Origin of the sequence: Streptomyces sp. NBC_01235 (genome assembly GCF_035989285.1) — a bacterium.
Taxonomy (GTDB): domain Bacteria; phylum Actinomycetota; class Actinomycetes; order Streptomycetales; family Streptomycetaceae; genus Streptomyces.
Genome location: NZ_CP108513.1, coordinates 6,076,583 through 6,090,586, shown reverse-complemented (window position 1 = coordinate 6,090,586; position 14,004 = coordinate 6,076,583). Strand labels below are relative to the sequence as shown.

Annotated in this window: 15 protein-coding genes and 1 pseudogene; 5 read left to right on the top strand and 11 right to left on the bottom strand. The window is 69.6% G+C overall.

What is annotated here, in order from left to right; all coding sequences use genetic code 11:
- Positions 1-194 precede the first annotated feature (194 nt).
- Positions 195-1,367 (bottom strand): serine hydrolase domain-containing protein, encoded by a 1,173-nt coding sequence (locus OG289_RS27205; RefSeq protein ID WP_327316644.1) that lies wholly within the window; start codon positions 1,365-1,367, stop codon positions 195-197.
- Between the two features lie 385 nt (positions 1,368-1,752).
- Between OG289_RS27205 and OG289_RS27200 the strand changes: the two genes are divergently transcribed.
- Positions 1,753-2,118: a hypothetical protein gene (locus tag OG289_RS27200; RefSeq protein WP_327316643.1), complete on the top strand. Its 366-nt coding sequence runs from the start codon at positions 1,753-1,755 to the stop codon at positions 2,116-2,118.
- Between the two features lie 158 nt (positions 2,119-2,276).
- Here OG289_RS27200 and OG289_RS27195 read toward each other — a convergent pair whose 3' ends face one another.
- Positions 2,277-3,338: a hypothetical protein gene (locus OG289_RS27195; RefSeq protein WP_327316642.1), complete on the bottom strand. Its 1,062-nt coding sequence runs from the start codon at positions 3,336-3,338 to the stop codon at positions 2,277-2,279.
- A 359-nt stretch (positions 3,339-3,697) separates the two neighbouring features.
- Here OG289_RS27195 and OG289_RS27190 point away from each other — a divergent pair, with 359 nt between their 5' ends.
- Positions 3,698-4,354, top strand: coding sequence for a nitroreductase family protein (locus OG289_RS27190; protein ID WP_442819101.1), 657 nt, complete (start codon positions 3,698-3,700; stop codon positions 4,352-4,354).
- Between the two features lie 161 nt (positions 4,355-4,515).
- On the opposite strand, the gene OG289_RS27185 is transcribed toward OG289_RS27190, so the two are convergent.
- The 3 genes from OG289_RS27185 to OG289_RS27175 all read right to left on the bottom strand — a co-directional run bounded on the left by OG289_RS27185 (position 4,516) and on the right by OG289_RS27175 (position 7,878).
- A complete protein-coding gene (locus OG289_RS27185; protein ID WP_327316640.1) occupies positions 4,516-5,697 on the bottom strand; it encodes an HTTM domain-containing protein in 1,182 nt (393 codons plus the stop codon).
- Positions 5,687-6,319: a DUF5819 family protein gene (locus tag OG289_RS27180; protein ID WP_327316639.1), complete on the bottom strand. Its 633-nt coding sequence runs from the start codon at positions 6,317-6,319 to the stop codon at positions 5,687-5,689. The genes OG289_RS27185 and OG289_RS27180 overlap by 11 nt, the downstream gene beginning before the upstream one ends.
- A gap of 218 nt (positions 6,320-6,537) precedes the next feature.
- Complete coding sequence (locus OG289_RS27175) at positions 6,538-7,878, bottom strand: ice-binding family protein (RefSeq protein ID WP_327316638.1); 1,341 nt, start codon at positions 7,876-7,878, stop codon at positions 6,538-6,540.
- A 250-nt stretch (positions 7,879-8,128) separates the two neighbouring features.
- Here OG289_RS27175 and OG289_RS27170 point away from each other — a divergent pair.
- A pseudogene (locus OG289_RS27170) lies at positions 8,129-8,307 on the top strand (IS30 family transposase); the annotation flags it as partial.
- Positions 8,308-8,442: 135 nt separating this feature from the next.
- On the opposite strand, the gene eno reads toward OG289_RS27170, so the two are convergent.
- Positions 8,443-9,750 carry a phosphopyruvate hydratase gene (gene eno / locus OG289_RS27165; protein ID WP_327316637.1) on the bottom strand — a complete coding sequence of 436 codons (1,308 nt, stop codon included), beginning with the start codon at positions 9,748-9,750 and terminating at the stop codon, positions 8,443-8,445.
- A 163-nt stretch (positions 9,751-9,913) separates the two neighbouring features.
- Between eno and OG289_RS27160 the strand changes: the two genes are divergently transcribed.
- Positions 9,914-10,336, top strand: coding sequence for a MarR family winged helix-turn-helix transcriptional regulator (locus OG289_RS27160; protein ID WP_327316636.1), 423 nt, complete (start codon positions 9,914-9,916; stop codon positions 10,334-10,336).
- A 46-nt stretch (positions 10,337-10,382) separates the two neighbouring features.
- Here OG289_RS27160 and OG289_RS27155 read toward each other — a convergent pair whose 3' ends face one another.
- From OG289_RS27155 to OG289_RS27135, 5 genes are all read right to left on the bottom strand, one after another.
- Positions 10,383-11,012, bottom strand: a complete 630-nt coding sequence (locus tag OG289_RS27155) for a hypothetical protein (protein WP_327316635.1) — start codon at positions 11,010-11,012, stop codon at positions 10,383-10,385.
- Between the two features lie 56 nt (positions 11,013-11,068).
- Positions 11,069-11,317 carry a hypothetical protein gene (locus OG289_RS27150; protein WP_327316634.1) on the bottom strand — a complete coding sequence of 83 codons (249 nt, stop codon included), beginning with the start codon at positions 11,315-11,317 and terminating at the stop codon, positions 11,069-11,071.
- Positions 11,318-11,527: 210 nt separating this feature from the next.
- Positions 11,528-12,019, bottom strand: a complete 492-nt coding sequence (locus tag OG289_RS27145; RefSeq protein WP_327316633.1) for a DUF5994 family protein — start codon at positions 12,017-12,019, stop codon at positions 11,528-11,530.
- A gap of 6 nt (positions 12,020-12,025) precedes the next feature.
- Positions 12,026-12,163, bottom strand: coding sequence for a hypothetical protein (locus OG289_RS27140; RefSeq protein ID WP_327316632.1), 138 nt, complete (start codon positions 12,161-12,163; stop codon positions 12,026-12,028).
- 5 nt (positions 12,164-12,168) lie between these two features.
- Positions 12,169-12,816, bottom strand: a complete 648-nt coding sequence (locus OG289_RS27135) for a DUF5994 family protein (protein WP_327316631.1) — start codon at positions 12,814-12,816, stop codon at positions 12,169-12,171.
- A gap of 827 nt (positions 12,817-13,643) precedes the next feature.
- Between OG289_RS27135 and OG289_RS27125 the strand changes: the two genes are divergently transcribed.
- A complete protein-coding gene (locus OG289_RS27125) occupies positions 13,644-13,898 on the top strand; it encodes a hypothetical protein (protein ID WP_327316630.1) in 255 nt (84 codons plus the stop codon).
- Positions 13,899-14,004 lie beyond the last annotated feature (106 nt).

Sequence of the window (14,004 nt, the reverse complement as noted above, 5' to 3'; positions counted from 1 at the left end):
ATCCGGAACACGAGGGCATTGGTCGCCCCCATGCGACCGCCACGTCCCTCTGGGCCGGCATGATCCGGGGCTTCGGCCCATCGCCGCTCACGGGCTCAGCTTCTTGACGTGCCGCGGTTCCGATGCCTTGAACCGGTCCACCAGGGGACGCCAAAGGAGGACCTGCCTCACGCAAGGCGTCGGCTCTTCGGGGGTCAGTTCGTGGACGGGACCACGGTGCCGAAGGAGGCGGCGGCGATCTGCTGGATGTAGCGCATCTCGGTGCCGTTGAGGTTGGTCGGGTCGACCGAGTAGACGATCTTGCGGGAGAGGTCGCGGGTGACGAACACACCGCTGGTGCAGCCGGGGCGGGAGCCGGTCTTGCCCCAGACCACGACACCGTTGGAGGCCTTCACCCTCATGATGCCCATGGTCATGCAGGCACGGCCGGCGTCGGCCTCGGTGCGGCACTGGCTGCTGTGGAAGCTGGGGACGTCGGGGACGGTGAAGAGTTCCGCCTGCTGGGCCGGCGGGAGGAAACGGCCGCGGACGAGAGCGGTCATGAAACGGTCGAGGTCGGCGGGAGTGGAGATCATGCCGCCCTCGGCCCAGGGCCAGGGGCTCTGTTCGGTGACGTCCACCGGGTGCGTGGTGCCGTCCGAGGACGTGACCGCCAGGTAGCCGTGGGAGTGCGGGCCGGGCAGGCGCGGGTCGTCGGCGTCCGGGACGTGGGTGTCGTGCAGTCCGAGGGGCCGGGTGATCCGAGATCGCACCTCGTGGGCGAAGGTGTTCCCAGTGATCTTCTCGACCAGCAGGCCGGCGACGTAGTAGTTCATCCCGTTGTACTGCTGCGCGGTGCCCGGCGCGAACTGCATCGGCCGGCCTGTCATCAGGTCGATCACCTGCTGCGGGGTGAAGCTCTTGAGGCGGTTGGCGGCGAACCACTCGGGGCTGCCGTCGCCGAAATCCGCGCTGGCGGCGCCGCGCGGCAGGCCGCTGGTGTGGTTGAGCAGCTGGCCGACCTCGACGGACGGAAGGTCGGCGGGCAGGACCCCCGGCAGGTACTGCTGGACCGGCTTGTCCAGGTCGATCCGGTGCTCGGCGGCGAGCTGGAGAACGATGGTGGCGGTGAAGACCTTGGAAATACTGCCGATCCGTATGTGCGCGTTGGGCGGGACGCCCTGACCGGTCTCCAGGTCGCCCACGCCGGAGGTGCCCGACCAGTGGCCTGCGCGACCGGTGATCCGCAGCAGCGCGCCGGTGACGTCCGCGTTCGGCAGGCCACCGATGGCTGCCTGGAGCTTGGCCGGGTCGAGCCCGGGCAGCGGCGCTCCGGTCGCGGCGGCGGGCGCTGGAGCCGAGGCGGCGGCGGAGGCCGGAGCGGCCATACCCGCGGCCAGGGCAACCAGCACAGTGCCGGACGCGGCCACGGTGGACCAACGGGTTCGAACGGCAGAGCAGTTCACAGTATGGCTCTCCAAAGCGGTGGCGGGTGAGACCGGCGGTCGAACGGCCCGGTCACGAGTTTCTTGCAACCCGACGGCCCAGCTCATCAGGGAACACCCCTGAGCGAACCCTGACCGCACCCCGACAACGTCGCGTTCCTGCCGGCCCTGGTCGGGCAGGCGATCGCCGGCTCCAAGTGGCCCTCGAGGGCCTTCTCCTGTTCCGTCCTCACGTGCCAGAAGCTGTGTCCGATGCCTGCGCGACAGGGCGAAGGCGCGTCAAGAGCCATCTATGCTGGCTCGGCAGGACAGGGGGAAGGGGCAACTGGTGGACTGGTTCTGGTGGGTTCTCATCGCCTTCTGGACGGGTGGCTTCGCATGGGTGGCCGACAACGTCCGCACTGCACTGCGCAATCGGCATGAACGGAAGTTGCAGTTGCTGGAGGCGGGGAAGCAGGAACGTTTGGCCGTCGAGGCCGCGACCAAGCCGCCGGAGGCGGTCTGCGGTTGCACGCACCACCTCGCCAAGCACGACAAGCAAGGCCGGTGCCACGAGCGCGTCGAAGTGCCGACGGCCTGGGACGAGAACAAGAAGCCGCTGCGCTACGAGGCCGGCCAGTGCAACTGCCAGCAGTACGTGGGGCCGCAGCCTCTGTCGCAGGTGTTCGCGGAGGACCTGACGGACCGGATCTGACCAGGACGGCCAGACATGGTGACCGGAGGCCGCGCACGTCGGACGTGCCCATCACCGTCTTCGGGCGTCTTTGTCGTGCTCACCGCCCTTCCGCTGCGCATGAGCCTGGCAGCCGGATCCGGCGTCAACACCCACAGCTCGGAAGCTGCGAAGAACATCTAGTCGCCGCCGCCGTCACCGCCTCCGCCGTCACCTCCGCCGTCACCCCCACCGGCGTCCCCGCTGTCGCCGCCGTCCGCGCCCCAGCCGTCGCCACCGCCGGGTTCGTTGTCGTCGCTCCCCTTCCCGAGGTTGCTGAACCAGGGACGGTCCCACCCTTCGTCGACGGCGATCGACTCGCCCCCGTTCACCGGGCGACGCTCCGACCGGAACCGTGCCAGGCCCGTCGTGTCCCCGAGCCCGAAGGCAACGGCGAAGGCATGCGCCATGACAGCATCCAGCGGGTCGGGGCTCTCGTACCGCAGGGGGGCCAGCGGCAGCAGAACCGTGCCCGGCTCGGGCACCGGCCGGCGCGGGGGACGCGCCAGCAGGGCCACTCGCCGTTCGTCGCGCAGCAGCCACGAACTCGCCGCGTTCTCGCGCCGCAGCACCCAGCGCTGCCCGCGCAGTCGCACCTCCACGGAACTCTTGGACTTGCGCAGCTTCTTCTTCAGTGCGAGCTCCGCCGTGACGTCGTCGACCGTCAGACGCAGGCCCTTGGACGGTTCGGGGACGTCGGGGTGGAAGCCGTGCGGCGCTCGGATCCGTACGACAGGGGCGTGTGGTCCCCAGACGTCCACACGCACCAGGCGCCGGTCCACGGCGACGGTGATCGGCCCGGCGGGCCCCGGCGCGAACCGCCGCGCGATCCACAGCGGTACGCCCTCGACCCGGGCCTGGGCCGCCAGGGCGGCCACCTGGTCGGGTCCGCCGCACCGCCGTACCGCCAACTCCCCCAGCTTGCGGGCGAACTCGGCGGCCTGCCGCACCCTCACCGGCGTGGCGGTGCCGGTGACGCGGGTCACCGGGATGACCCCGGTCCCCTCCGCCAGCCGCTCCATCGGGCGCTCCGCCCCGCCGCCCCCGAGCCAGCACCCCCGCTGGAACGCCTCAGCCATGGCGCCGAGGTTCAGCTCACTCAGCGGCGTCGTCCTGGCGCCGCGCCGCAGCCGGTCCTCGGTCAACTCCACGGTCCGCGCCAGCGGATTCCACGACCGCTCGCCATAGAGCACCTGGCTCACATCAACCCCCTACTTACGCAGTCGGCTCAGCGGAGCCCACCCTCACACACCGCGGCCTCGCCCCGTCACCCAGGTGACCTGACCCGGCCCGGGCCCCGTGCACAGGCTCCTCGTGCACGGCTGAGCCAGGCGGACGGGCCGATGACGAGCGCCGCCTCGTCCGTCGGCATCCGGCCGACGAGCTCACCCGGCTCGGCCGGCTGCCGGCATCACGGGGCCGTGACCGGCCGGCGCAACGGAGGTGAGGATCAGAACCGCGGGCGCCGAGAGGAGAACCACGGCGTACCGACGCAGGCCGACCTCGAACCTGATCATCCGGCCGCGCCTGGCCCGCAGTCCGGGGCGGCCCTCGGTGACGCATCACCAGCAGTAGGGCCGTTCTCGGAGGACGGACGGTGTCCAAGCCGCCCCGGCTCAGCAGGAAGGCCGGCTCGGCGAAGTCGGGGGACTGCGGGTCAGCCTCGAGCGGGAACCTCCAGCCGTGGCATGTGGATGTCGTGACCGGTGAGCCCTTGACCGAACTGAAGAGACGCGCCACGGCCAGGGCACTGGCGGCGGACCCGGGTGCTGAGCGGGAGTACCCGATGTACCCGGCCGAACTGGCCCCGCCCTATCTGGACCGCTTTTTTGCCGCGGCAGCCCAGCGGTACAAGGCACTGGGAATCGAGCGCGACGATCCCGACAGGCCCATGAAGATCGCCGCCTTGAACTCGGAGGCGTTCGGGGCGCCGGTCGTACTGTTCTGCTACCTCGACCGGACGATGGGCCCCGGCCAGTGGGGGGACGCGGGGATGTACTTGCAGACGGTCATGCTGTTGCTGAGGGCCGAAGGGTTGCACAGCTGCCCCCAGGTGATGTGGACGATGTATCGCAGGACTGTCGGCCAGGCAGTCGGAGCCGATGACGGGCTCGTACTGTTCTGCGGTGTCTCGGTGGGATTCGAGAAGGAAGGCGTGCCACGGCTGCGTACCGGGCGGGCGGACATGAGAGAAACAGTGAGCTTCATCGGAGTGTGACCCGGCATGTCGGTCCGGCGACGACGAACCTCTGCGTCAACACGACTGTCGGCTGGACAAGCCCGGCCGGGGCGCCATGAGCGGGGACAATCATGGTGACGGGCCGACGGACGCATGGCGTCGGCCCGGACTCTCGCGACTCGTAGTGTCCTCTGCGTGCCCTAATCAGGGGGGACCTGGGGGGACGCGGGCTCGGGGGCGGTGTGTTTCCGCCCTGGCGGGAGCATGACGCGATGCTTCGATCCACGTGCGCCGCCGGGCCCGCCTTGCACGGGTACGGCTCCGGGGCCTGCCGCTCGTCCGGGTGTCGGCCGGCTGCTGTCCGTCCGCCGCACCGCGCGTCGGCAGAGGTGAGGCAGGAAGGTGTAGAAGCGGTCGGGAAGGAACACTGCATCCGCGACGATCATCGCGCCGGAGAAGAGAGGCAGCCCCATGAGTGCGGCGATGCCGATGTGCATGCCCAGCAGCATGGCGAGTACGGGGTATTTGAGCCTGCCGAAGAGCACGAACGGGAAGGCCACCTGCAAGAGCACGGTCATGTAGCCGGCGACGGCGACCAGGAGCGTGTGCTCGTCCACGAAGTGGGAGACGGCGGGCCAGGGTCGGAAGAGTTCGAGGTTCAGGACGTAGTGGAGCGCGGTGCCGCCGCCCCAGGAACCGCCCTGCACCTTGTACAGGCCGGCTGACCCGTAGAGGAAGCAGACCTGTGCCGCGATGACGAACATGCCGCAGTTGTGCACCGTCGTGGTCAAGGTGGTTCGGGCATCGCGGACTTGCCGGGTGAAGGGGCTCCTCGGCCGTTCCGGCGCGTCGCCCGCACGAACCGTCTTCAGCGCGTTTCTGCGCGCGTCCAGGGACCAGCGTCGTCCGCAGGCGGTGAGGACGAGGTAGACGGACATCAGCAGGACCAGGTTGTCGCCCCCGTCCGTCATGAAGATCGCCCGCGCGTGGAACGAGGTCACCACGACGGCGAAGAGGACGGACGTGACGCGGGTCCGCCAGCCCAGCATGAACAGTGCGGAGGTGACGAGGGCCAGCCCGTAGCAGAGCTCGAAGCAGGCGCGGCTGTCGGACAGGGTCAGGATGCTGAACCAGCCCGTCTGCTCGAAGAGCTGGTGGGCCAAGGCGGGCGTCCACGGAGAGCCGGGGCCCCAGATCTCGTCACGGTGCGGGAACTCGCGCAGCAGAAAGACCAGGTAGAGCAGTCCGTAGCCGATGCGCAGCACCGACGCCGCGTACAGGGACACCGGGCGGCCGGTCAGGAGGTTCCACACGGCGGTGATCCGGTCGGCGAGCCACCGGTCGACGCCGGCGGACGCGGTCCCCCGCGCCTCATTTTCCATGGCGGGTCACCTTCCACCAGGGCAGGAGCCGGTTCTCGACCGGCGTCGGCGGGCGATTGCCGGCGGCGGGGCCGGGCGCGGCGATGGGCAAGGTGACGACGCGGAGCTGAATGAAGTCGAAGGTGCCGCGGTGGTGGGCGGCGACGCGGTCCGCGGCGATGTTGCTCAGGTACTTCTGCAGCATCAGGGCGCGTTCCGTTCGTGACTTGTCGTCTCCTCCGTGCGAGTCGACGTAGCCGGCCCAGGCGCGGCGCAGCATGTTCTGTGCCGTGTGGCTCGGAAACGGATGATGTTCGACGGCGGAACTGTCCACGGCGGTGAGGTCGAACCAGGGACTCACCTGAACCGATCCGTCGGAGCCGGTGTGGGCTGTTCTCGCCAGAATCTGCCGGTTGACGGATTCGGGGTCCGGGGCGAAGAGCCGCCAATTCTGTTCGAAGAAGGGGTACACCCACGCGTTGATCAGCGGGCTGTACCGCTTTGAGACGGGGTTGGCCGGTGCCACGTGGAGGAAAACCAGAATGACGTGGACGAAACTCGCCGCCAGGCACAGGACCACGGCGGTGCACAGCCCGGCTTTCAGTGCACGGGCACTTCTCGGCTGTCCGGGAGGCGCGGCCATGACGTCAGGACATTCCCGCGTGGCCGGACCGGATTCGGACTGTTGGATTTCCTCCACGTCCGCTGAGTCGATTCCGCTCGACACCGCCTACCTGTCTCTCTCTATCAGCTGGTCGCGCCTGGCTTTCTCGCTGACTGCCACCGACGGCGCGCGGCGGACTCGATGAGGATTCCGCCGTGCGCCGTCATCCGGTGAGCCGACTGGCCGCGGTGCGCTGCCTAGCCCTCGTGGCTCTTGGAGTGGTCGTCGCCCTCGTAGACCTTGGGCGCCCCGTCGTAGCCGTAGTCCTCGTCGGGCTGCTTGCCGTGGTCGGACTTGCCGTGGTCGGGCTGTCCGTAGTCGTACTTGCCGTGGTCGGGCTTGCCGTGGTCGGGCTTGCCGTGGTCGGGCTTGCCGTGGTCGGGCTTGCCGTGGTCGGGCTTGCCGTGGTGCGGCTTTTCCGGCCTGCCCTCATGGCCCGGCCCGCCCGGCCCGCCCGGCGCATGGCCGTGCCCGCCGACACCGTTCCCGGCAGTGTTGCCCGCGGTGTTCCCGGTGTTCCCGGCGGTGGAGCCCACGGTGTTCCCGGACGAGTTTCCGGCGGTGTTCCCGGACGTGTTGCCGGACGTGTTGCCGGCGACGTTGCCCGAGGTGCCGCCGGTCCCGACGATGGGTCCGCCCAGAAGTCCGCCACTGACGAGACCGCCGCTGAGGAGCCCCCCACTGGTGGTCGTTCCTGCGCTGGTGCCGGTGGTCGTTCCACCGCTGGTGGCGGCCCCGCAGATCGGCCGGGTGATCGTGTTGTTGATCATCGACACGATCCCGGACTCGTCCACAGCACCGGCCAGCACCCGGCCCTCGACCGCCGCCCTGTTCTCCATGGTGATCGAGGTGTGGGCCAAGAAGGTGCCCACGGAGAAGGAGTCGCTGCCGAAACTGGCGGAACTTCCGATCTGCCAGAAGACATTGCATGCCGTGGCGCCGCCTGTGAATTGCATTCGGCTGCCGGATGCCAGCGTCAGTCCGGAGGGGACCTGGAACACCCAGACGGCGTCGGGGCCGCCGTTCAGCGTGAGAACACCCGAGTTCGTGACCACGCCAGGGACGAAGTTGTACAAGCCCGGACCCAGCCCCGTCGGGCCGCCCGCGCCACTGAGCTCCGAGTTGAGGGTGCCATCGACGGGGCCCCGGGCCGCGGCGACGGTGTACGCATTCTGCAGTACGGCATGGGCAGAGTTGGCCGGCCCGTCTGCCACGTGGACGGTCCCGTTGATCACATTGGCACACGGCGGAACTGCGGGGATCGCCGGTGGCGGCACTGGGGCACAAAATCCAGTAACCGAAGTCCCTGGTGACACCCCGACGTCTCCGCTGATCAGGGAAGAACCGGTATTGGTGACCGCCTCGCCGCCCAGCACCGCGAAGCTGGTGGCAGTACCAAGGGGAACTGGTGTCGTAATGGCATTTGCCTGTGTCGGCACCATTACCACTGCGACAGCAGCGGTCAACGCCGTGATGACCGTCGCGATCCAGGCGGGCCTTGTGCGAAATTTATTCGCACCAGAGATGTTCTGCGTCATCGAGGGGCCTACTCCTCTAGGGAAATACGGTGAATAGTTTTCTGTCCTCGTCGAGTAGCCGCGAGCCGGAACCTCTTCTCGCTGACATGCGCCGCGGGTTTCAATGGCCTGCACGGCGTTCCCGGGAAAGAGGTTGGATTCAGATTAACTGGCGAAGAACCACAGAGAACGTAAATGCGCGGTCCATATGGGTGACTTCCAGCGAACACAGTCAGACCAGAATCGGAATGTCATATAAAGCTACGGCTCTCCCAACCGGTCGGAGATGCACGTGATCCACGAGACGGTCGACCAGGCCCTCTGCTTCCAAGGCCGCGGCGAACTCCGCCGCGAAAGCAACGCCGGCCCCGCTTCCGCGACCAGAAGGTCGTGATCAGCGAGCCGCCTGCCCAAGCCGCTGACGGCGCGATCCCCGGCCACTGGGAGGGCGCGCCGTGCCGACCGGTCCGGGAAGGCGCAGTTCACACAGAGGTGAACAGCCCAGGAAGGTCGTCTCCCCGGCACGCGAGCGGGCCCCCCGATCGCGATCGGGGGGCCCGCGTGGTCTCTACTTCTGTCTGCTGTTCACGCCCGACGCAGTGCGGAGCGGCCCGCGAAGCGCGCCGAGTCGCCCAACTCCTCTTCGATCCGGATCAGTTGGTTGTACTTCGCCGTGCGATCGGAGCGGGAGAGCGAGCCGGTCTTGATCTGACCGCAGCCGGTCGCCACCGCCAGATCCGCGATGGTGGTGTCCTCCGTCTCGCCCGAGCGGTGCGACATGACAGCCGTCCAGCCCGCCTGGTGGGCCGTGGCCACGGCGGCCAGCGCCTCGGTCAGGGTCCCGATCTGATTGACCTTGACCAGGACCGAGTTGCCGACGCCGGTGCGGATGCCCTCGCGCAGCAGCGTCTCGTTGGTGCAGAACACGTCGTCGCCGGTGAGCTGACAGCGGTCGCCGACGCGGGCGGTCAGCTCGCGCCAGCCGTCCAGGTCGTTCTCCGCCATCGGGTCCTCGATGGAGACGACCGGGTAGGCGTCGATGAGCTTGGCCAGGTAGTCGGCGTGCTCGAAGGGGGTGCGGCGCACCCCCTCGCCCGCGTAGTCGTACACCCCGTCGCGGAAGAACTCCGACGACGCCGGGTCCATGACCAGGCCGATATCCGGGCCGGGGCGGTAGCCGGTGCGCTCGATGGCGGTCATCACGAAGTCGAGCGCCTCCTCAGCGGTACGCAGCGCGGGCGCGAAGCCACCCTCGTCGCCGACGCCCGTGGAGTGCCCGGCGGCCAGCAGGTCGCGGCGCAGGGTGTGGAAGACCTCGCTGCCCATGCGGACGGCTTCGGCGAAGGTGTCCGCGCCCACGGGCGCGATCATGAACTCCTGGAAATCCAGCGGATTGTCTGCGTGGGCGCCGCCGTTGACGATGTTCATCATCGGCAGCGGCAGAAGGTGGGCGTCGGCACCGCCGAGGTAGCGGTAGAGGGGCTGGCCGTGGGCCGCCGCGGCGGCCTTGGCGGCGGCGAGGGAGACACCGAGGATCGCGTTGGCGCCGAGCCGAGACTTCGCGGCGGTGCCGTCGAGGGCGACCAGCGCGGCGTCGAGACCCGCCTGGTCCGCCGCGTCCCGGCCGCGCACGGACGCCGCGATCTCCCCGTTGACGTGGGCCACCGCGCGGTCGACGCCCTTGCCGTGCCAGCGCGCGGAGTCTCCGTCGCGCAGTTCCACGGCCTCCCGGGCACCGGTGGAGGCGCCGGAGGGGACAGCCGCGCGCCCCAGGGACCCGTCCGCCAGGACGACGTCGACCTCGACCGTGGGGTTGCCCCGGCTGTCGATGATCCGGCGGGCGGTGACGGTCTCGATGGCGGCGTTGACGGTTCCGACTGCCTTTGCGGACATGGGAGTTCCTTCCCGTTGTCGTGTGCCGTGGCCCCGGCTGCGACAACGCTGGCGCTGAGCCCGACAACCCCAAACCCTACAGCAATGCTGTTCAGTTTCGCTGTACAGCATTGCTGCGCAGGTCAGGTGCACAGCTTTGCTGACCAACGGGGTAAAGTGCCCTATGCCCACCTCGGAAGCCGCCGCAATCGCCGCCGAACTGCGCACCGCGATGGGCAAGCTCACCCGACGGGTCAAACACGAGGACCGCATCCCGCTGGGCCAGGTCGCCGCGCTCGGTGCACTCGACCGCAACGGCGCCATGACCACCAGCGACCTCGCCGCCGATCAGCGCGTACGCCCCCAGTCGATGGCCCGGGCGGTGGGGCTGCTCATGGAACAGAACCTGATCACGCGCCGGGCGCACCCCACGGACGGCCGCAAGTCGCTGGTCGAACTGTCGGACGCCGGCCGGGCCGCGCTCGAAGCGGAGCGCGGCCGCAGGGCCGGTTGGCTCGCGCAGGCAATCGAGGCCGAACTCACGGATGAGGAACGGGCGCTGCTGGCACGGAGCGCCGCCCTGCTGGAGCGGCTCGCCACACGCTAGGGGCCCGACCGGGCGACTCGCTCGACGGACGTGATCGGCGTCGGCTTCAGTAGGGCCGTTGGGTGCGATTTTCGTGAGCCAGCCCGTCCGGGTGGGCAGCCGTACGCGGCCCGAGCCCGAGCGGAAGAACCAGAGCGCGGAGCACCACGGGGTCCGACGGTCGGAGAACCTGCTGGTCCGACGGCCGACGAACCAGCCCGATGTCCTGCCAGCCCCACGACAGGAAGGCGTCGCAGACCGCCGAGTCGGCTTGTTCCACCAACGTCGCCCCGAGCGAGGCGTGATGGTCGGCGAGCAGGCGGTGCTGAAGGCGGCGGGCGAGGCCCTGGTCGTCCGTGTGGGGGTGAACCACGGTCTCGGTGATCGCGAAGACGTGACCGGACGCCGTCAGCTGTTCGACGCTCCGCGGAAGGGTCCCGTCGAACCCCCGCCACCACGTGCCCTCGCGCCGTACGGGGAATCCGTAGACACACCCGGCGAAAGCGGTGCCCTCCGCGATCAGCAGGGCGAAGCCGGGCCGCCGGATGGCGCCGGTCAGCCGCCGCAGAAACGCCTCCCGGCCCCGGTACCCCTCGCCGGGCCGTGCCTGGGAGGACTCCACGTACAGGTCGGCCAGGTCCTCCTTGAGGGACTCGGCCTGCCAACGGTTCAGTCGGCGCAGACGTAACCCGTTCATGGCGGACGATGTGCTTCCGTCACCGTGCCGCCACTCCTCCCGCCCGGGCAGGGCGATCACAGCGCACCGCCCGCGGCAACGGGAATCCGACACGGTCGCGCGTCGGCGGCAGGAAACGAGTGAAACGGGAATCCGGAGCCGGTGATCTCGACGACGCGGGCCATGCTGCGAATGCCACCGCTCTGGCACTCGGCCGGCGCCTTGCTCACCTGCGGTGCCGTGGCCGGGTCGGTCTCTCCCGCGAAGGTGATCAGAGCACGGGTGCCGCGTTCGTGCCGGTAGACGTTCAGTTGTGGAAGGGCCATGGCTCCTCTGTCCGGACGCATTAGGGAGTGGGTGTGGGATTGGGTGTGGGAGTGGGAGTGGGTGTGCGTACGTGCTTGTGCGGGGACGGACGGGATGAACTTCCGCTCCGGCGGACCGAGTTCCTGTCCTCGGTTCCTGAACTCTGTTCCTGCCCCCGGTCCCTGAAGGCGGCCTCCGGCACCGGAGTGCGCGCTGTGCGATCCGATGGGCTACGAGCCGGGAGCACCGGGCGGGACGCGCGTCCGGCCGACGGGGGTGACGCCGGTGGCGGCGAAAATCCGTTCGGCCGAGGCGTCGTTGTCGTCCCGTACGGCCATGGCCATCGCGTCGCGAGCCCGCGAAGGAGCCGTCTGTGGAGGGATCACCAGGAACATGAAGTGGTCCTGGTCACCCCGAGTCACGATCATGGTGTCGTCGCCGACGGCCGACCAGTCGATGCGGACGGTACGACCGTCGACCACCAGATGTCCCGGCCTCTCGTCCCAGGCGCCCGCGTCGAGGCCGACACGGGCGAGAGGACCCAGCCGGGCGGTCAACGCGGCGAGCAGTCCGGACAGTTGGCTCTCGAGGTCGCGTGACCGCGGCCACCACGCGCCGTCGAACGTCCCCGTGCGCTTCGGCGTCGTCTCCATCCGCAGGACCGCGGTGCCGGGGAGTATCGGCTCCGTGCTGGTGTCTGCCAGAAGCCTGATGGGGATCACGAGGACTCACCCCACTCTTTTGCGGGCGCGGCGTCCCCGCGGGGCCCGGGGACGGCCACTCTGCTGCCCGTTGAGCAGGTGGATGAGGAGCACGCCCAAAGCGATCATCGCCATGAGCACGACCACGGTCACGAAGGTCTCCATGGTTCTCACATCCCCATCGGCCGGTTCGGGGTCGCGGCGGGTGCGGCGGCTTGATCTCCGCCCTCGGGCATGGCTGCCGGGGTCCGTGGCCGTGCGGCGGGATCGCGGGCCCCATGCCCTCCCTCGGAGTCCCAGACCGCCTCCACAGCCCGGTCGGTCTCCATCGCCGTCCGCAGACGCGCGGCCTGCTCCATCAACCGGCTCGCGGTCGACGTGCCCAGGGGCTCGCTCGCGGCGGCCATCAGCCAGGCGGCCGAGACGGGGTCCGTCCGCGGCGGGACCACCAGCAGGTTCCAGCGGCCCGTGCTGTAGGAGAGCAGCAGCAGTTCGTGCGGATCCTGCTCGGCCAGGAACCAGCCCACCTTCACCACATGCCCGGCGACGGGCACCTTGCGCGGAACGACCGGCCAGTGGGTGGGATTCACCGTGACCCGGGTGATCCGCCCCCACAGCGGATCCAGTACCGCTGTCAGGGCCGGGAGTTCCGCCCCGAGATCGCGAGAGCGGGGCCACCATGCGCCGTCCAGAAGAGCCGGTGCGACGCCGACAGGAGCCAGCGACAGACGGAGAGAGGAGGAAGTGGAGGAGGAAGTGGGGGAGGACGACGAGAGCCGGTCTTCGTGTGTCGGCGAGAGGGAAATGGTCGCAGTCATGACGCGAACCCTGCCCCGGGCCGACCGCGGCCGACCCGGCCTATTCGATCGCCGAAAACGACACCGGCGTGGTAGCCGGTGCGCGAAATATCCTCGGTGCTTTCAGAGTACTCCTCGGCCTTGCGCTCCTGCTCCGGACAGGCCCGACCCCAAGGCGCCGTCCGGAGAGGAGGAGCATCACCGAGCCGGATGCACACGATGCCCGGTAACGAGGGCGAAGTCCCCGCCCGGTGACCCAGACGGCGCGTTACCGGGAAGAATGCCTGGTCATACGCGACGCAAGGATCGCGGCCCACCGCTACGGCGATGTGGGCAGGCCGGGACGGCGTCACCCCGAGGAGTCGACGGAACCGCCCTCTGCCCGGGAACGTCGACGTGCGCCTCGTCGCCTCGTCCCCCGAGGCCGCCCGCCAGGTCGCGGAGGTTCTCCGTCGCTGCTTCGCCTCGTCCGAGCGGCGCAGCTGTCCCGTCGGCACGGTGGCCGGCGGAACCCGCCTCCACCTCACGGTGGACACCGCGCGCAGCAGAGTCCGCGCGCTCCTGGCTGATCACCAGTGGGTCCTGGAGGAACGCGGCTGCCGCTGGGCGAATGCCCTTCCCGGACCGCGCGGAACCGAATGGACACGAGAACCGCGAAACATCTGATGCCCGAAATGTGCACCAGGCATAGCATGAAAGCGGGTCGGCACACTCTCACGTGCGACCGGCCCGGAAGGGCGACCCCGGTGTGTATACGCCGGGGTCGTTGGAGCACGACGGACGCGGCCGCCAGGAGCAGGGCGCATGATCCATTCCGCCGGTGTCCGGAGTGTCGCGACCACGGCCTCGTGGCCCCGGAGAGGCGCAGGATCGGTTCCCTGGAAGGGATCTACGTGGACTCCGCCACCGACCAGCCGGCCATGGCCACCCTCGGCCCCCTCGGCCCCCTCGGCCCCTTCGACCCCCTCGACCCCCTCGACCCCTTCGGCCCCTTCGGCCCCTTCGGCCCCTTCGGCCCCTTCGGCCAAGACCGGTACCCCGGGGCCAGGCACGCCCACCGGTCGGCGTGCCTGGGCTCCGTCGACCCAATCCCCTTGTGGTGAACGGCGTTTGGGGGCGACATGCCGCCCAGGGCGTAATCGGCTCGTCGGACCGGGCGGCGATGCGAGCCTGTGCCGGTCGCCGGCGTCGTGCCACGCTGATCGCCGT

Excerpts from the sequence above, each read along its gene's own strand:
- OG289_RS27205 (WP_327316644.1), bottom strand. The coding sequence starts at position 1,367 with ATGGCCGCTCCGGCCTCCGCCGCCGCCTCGGCTCCAGCGCCCGCCGCC.
- OG289_RS27150 (WP_327316634.1), bottom strand. The coding sequence starts at position 11,317 with ATGGCCCTTCCACAACTGAACGTCTACCGGCACGAACGCGGCACCCGT.
- OG289_RS27140 (WP_327316632.1), bottom strand. The coding sequence starts at position 12,163 with ATGGAGACCTTCGTGACCGTGGTCGTGCTCATGGCGATGATCGCTTTG.
- OG289_RS27185 (WP_327316640.1), bottom strand. The coding sequence starts at position 5,697 with ATGGAAAATGAGGCGCGGGGGACCGCGTCCGCCGGCGTCGACCGGTGG.
- OG289_RS27135 (WP_327316631.1), bottom strand. The coding sequence starts at position 12,816 with ATGACTGCGACCATTTCCCTCTCGCCGACACACGAAGACCGGCTCTCG.
- eno (WP_327316637.1), bottom strand. The coding sequence starts at position 9,750 with ATGTCCGCAAAGGCAGTCGGAACCGTCAACGCCGCCATCGAGACCGTC.
- OG289_RS27175 (WP_327316638.1), bottom strand. The coding sequence starts at position 7,878 with ATGACGCAGAACATCTCTGGTGCGAATAAATTTCGCACAAGGCCCGCC.
- OG289_RS27155 (WP_327316635.1), bottom strand. The coding sequence starts at position 11,012 with ATGAACGGGTTACGTCTGCGCCGACTGAACCGTTGGCAGGCCGAGTCC.
- OG289_RS27180 (WP_327316639.1), bottom strand. The coding sequence starts at position 6,319 with ATGGCCGCGCCTCCCGGACAGCCGAGAAGTGCCCGTGCACTGAAAGCC.
- OG289_RS27160 (WP_327316636.1), top strand. The coding sequence starts at position 9,914 with ATGCCCACCTCGGAAGCCGCCGCAATCGCCGCCGAACTGCGCACCGCG.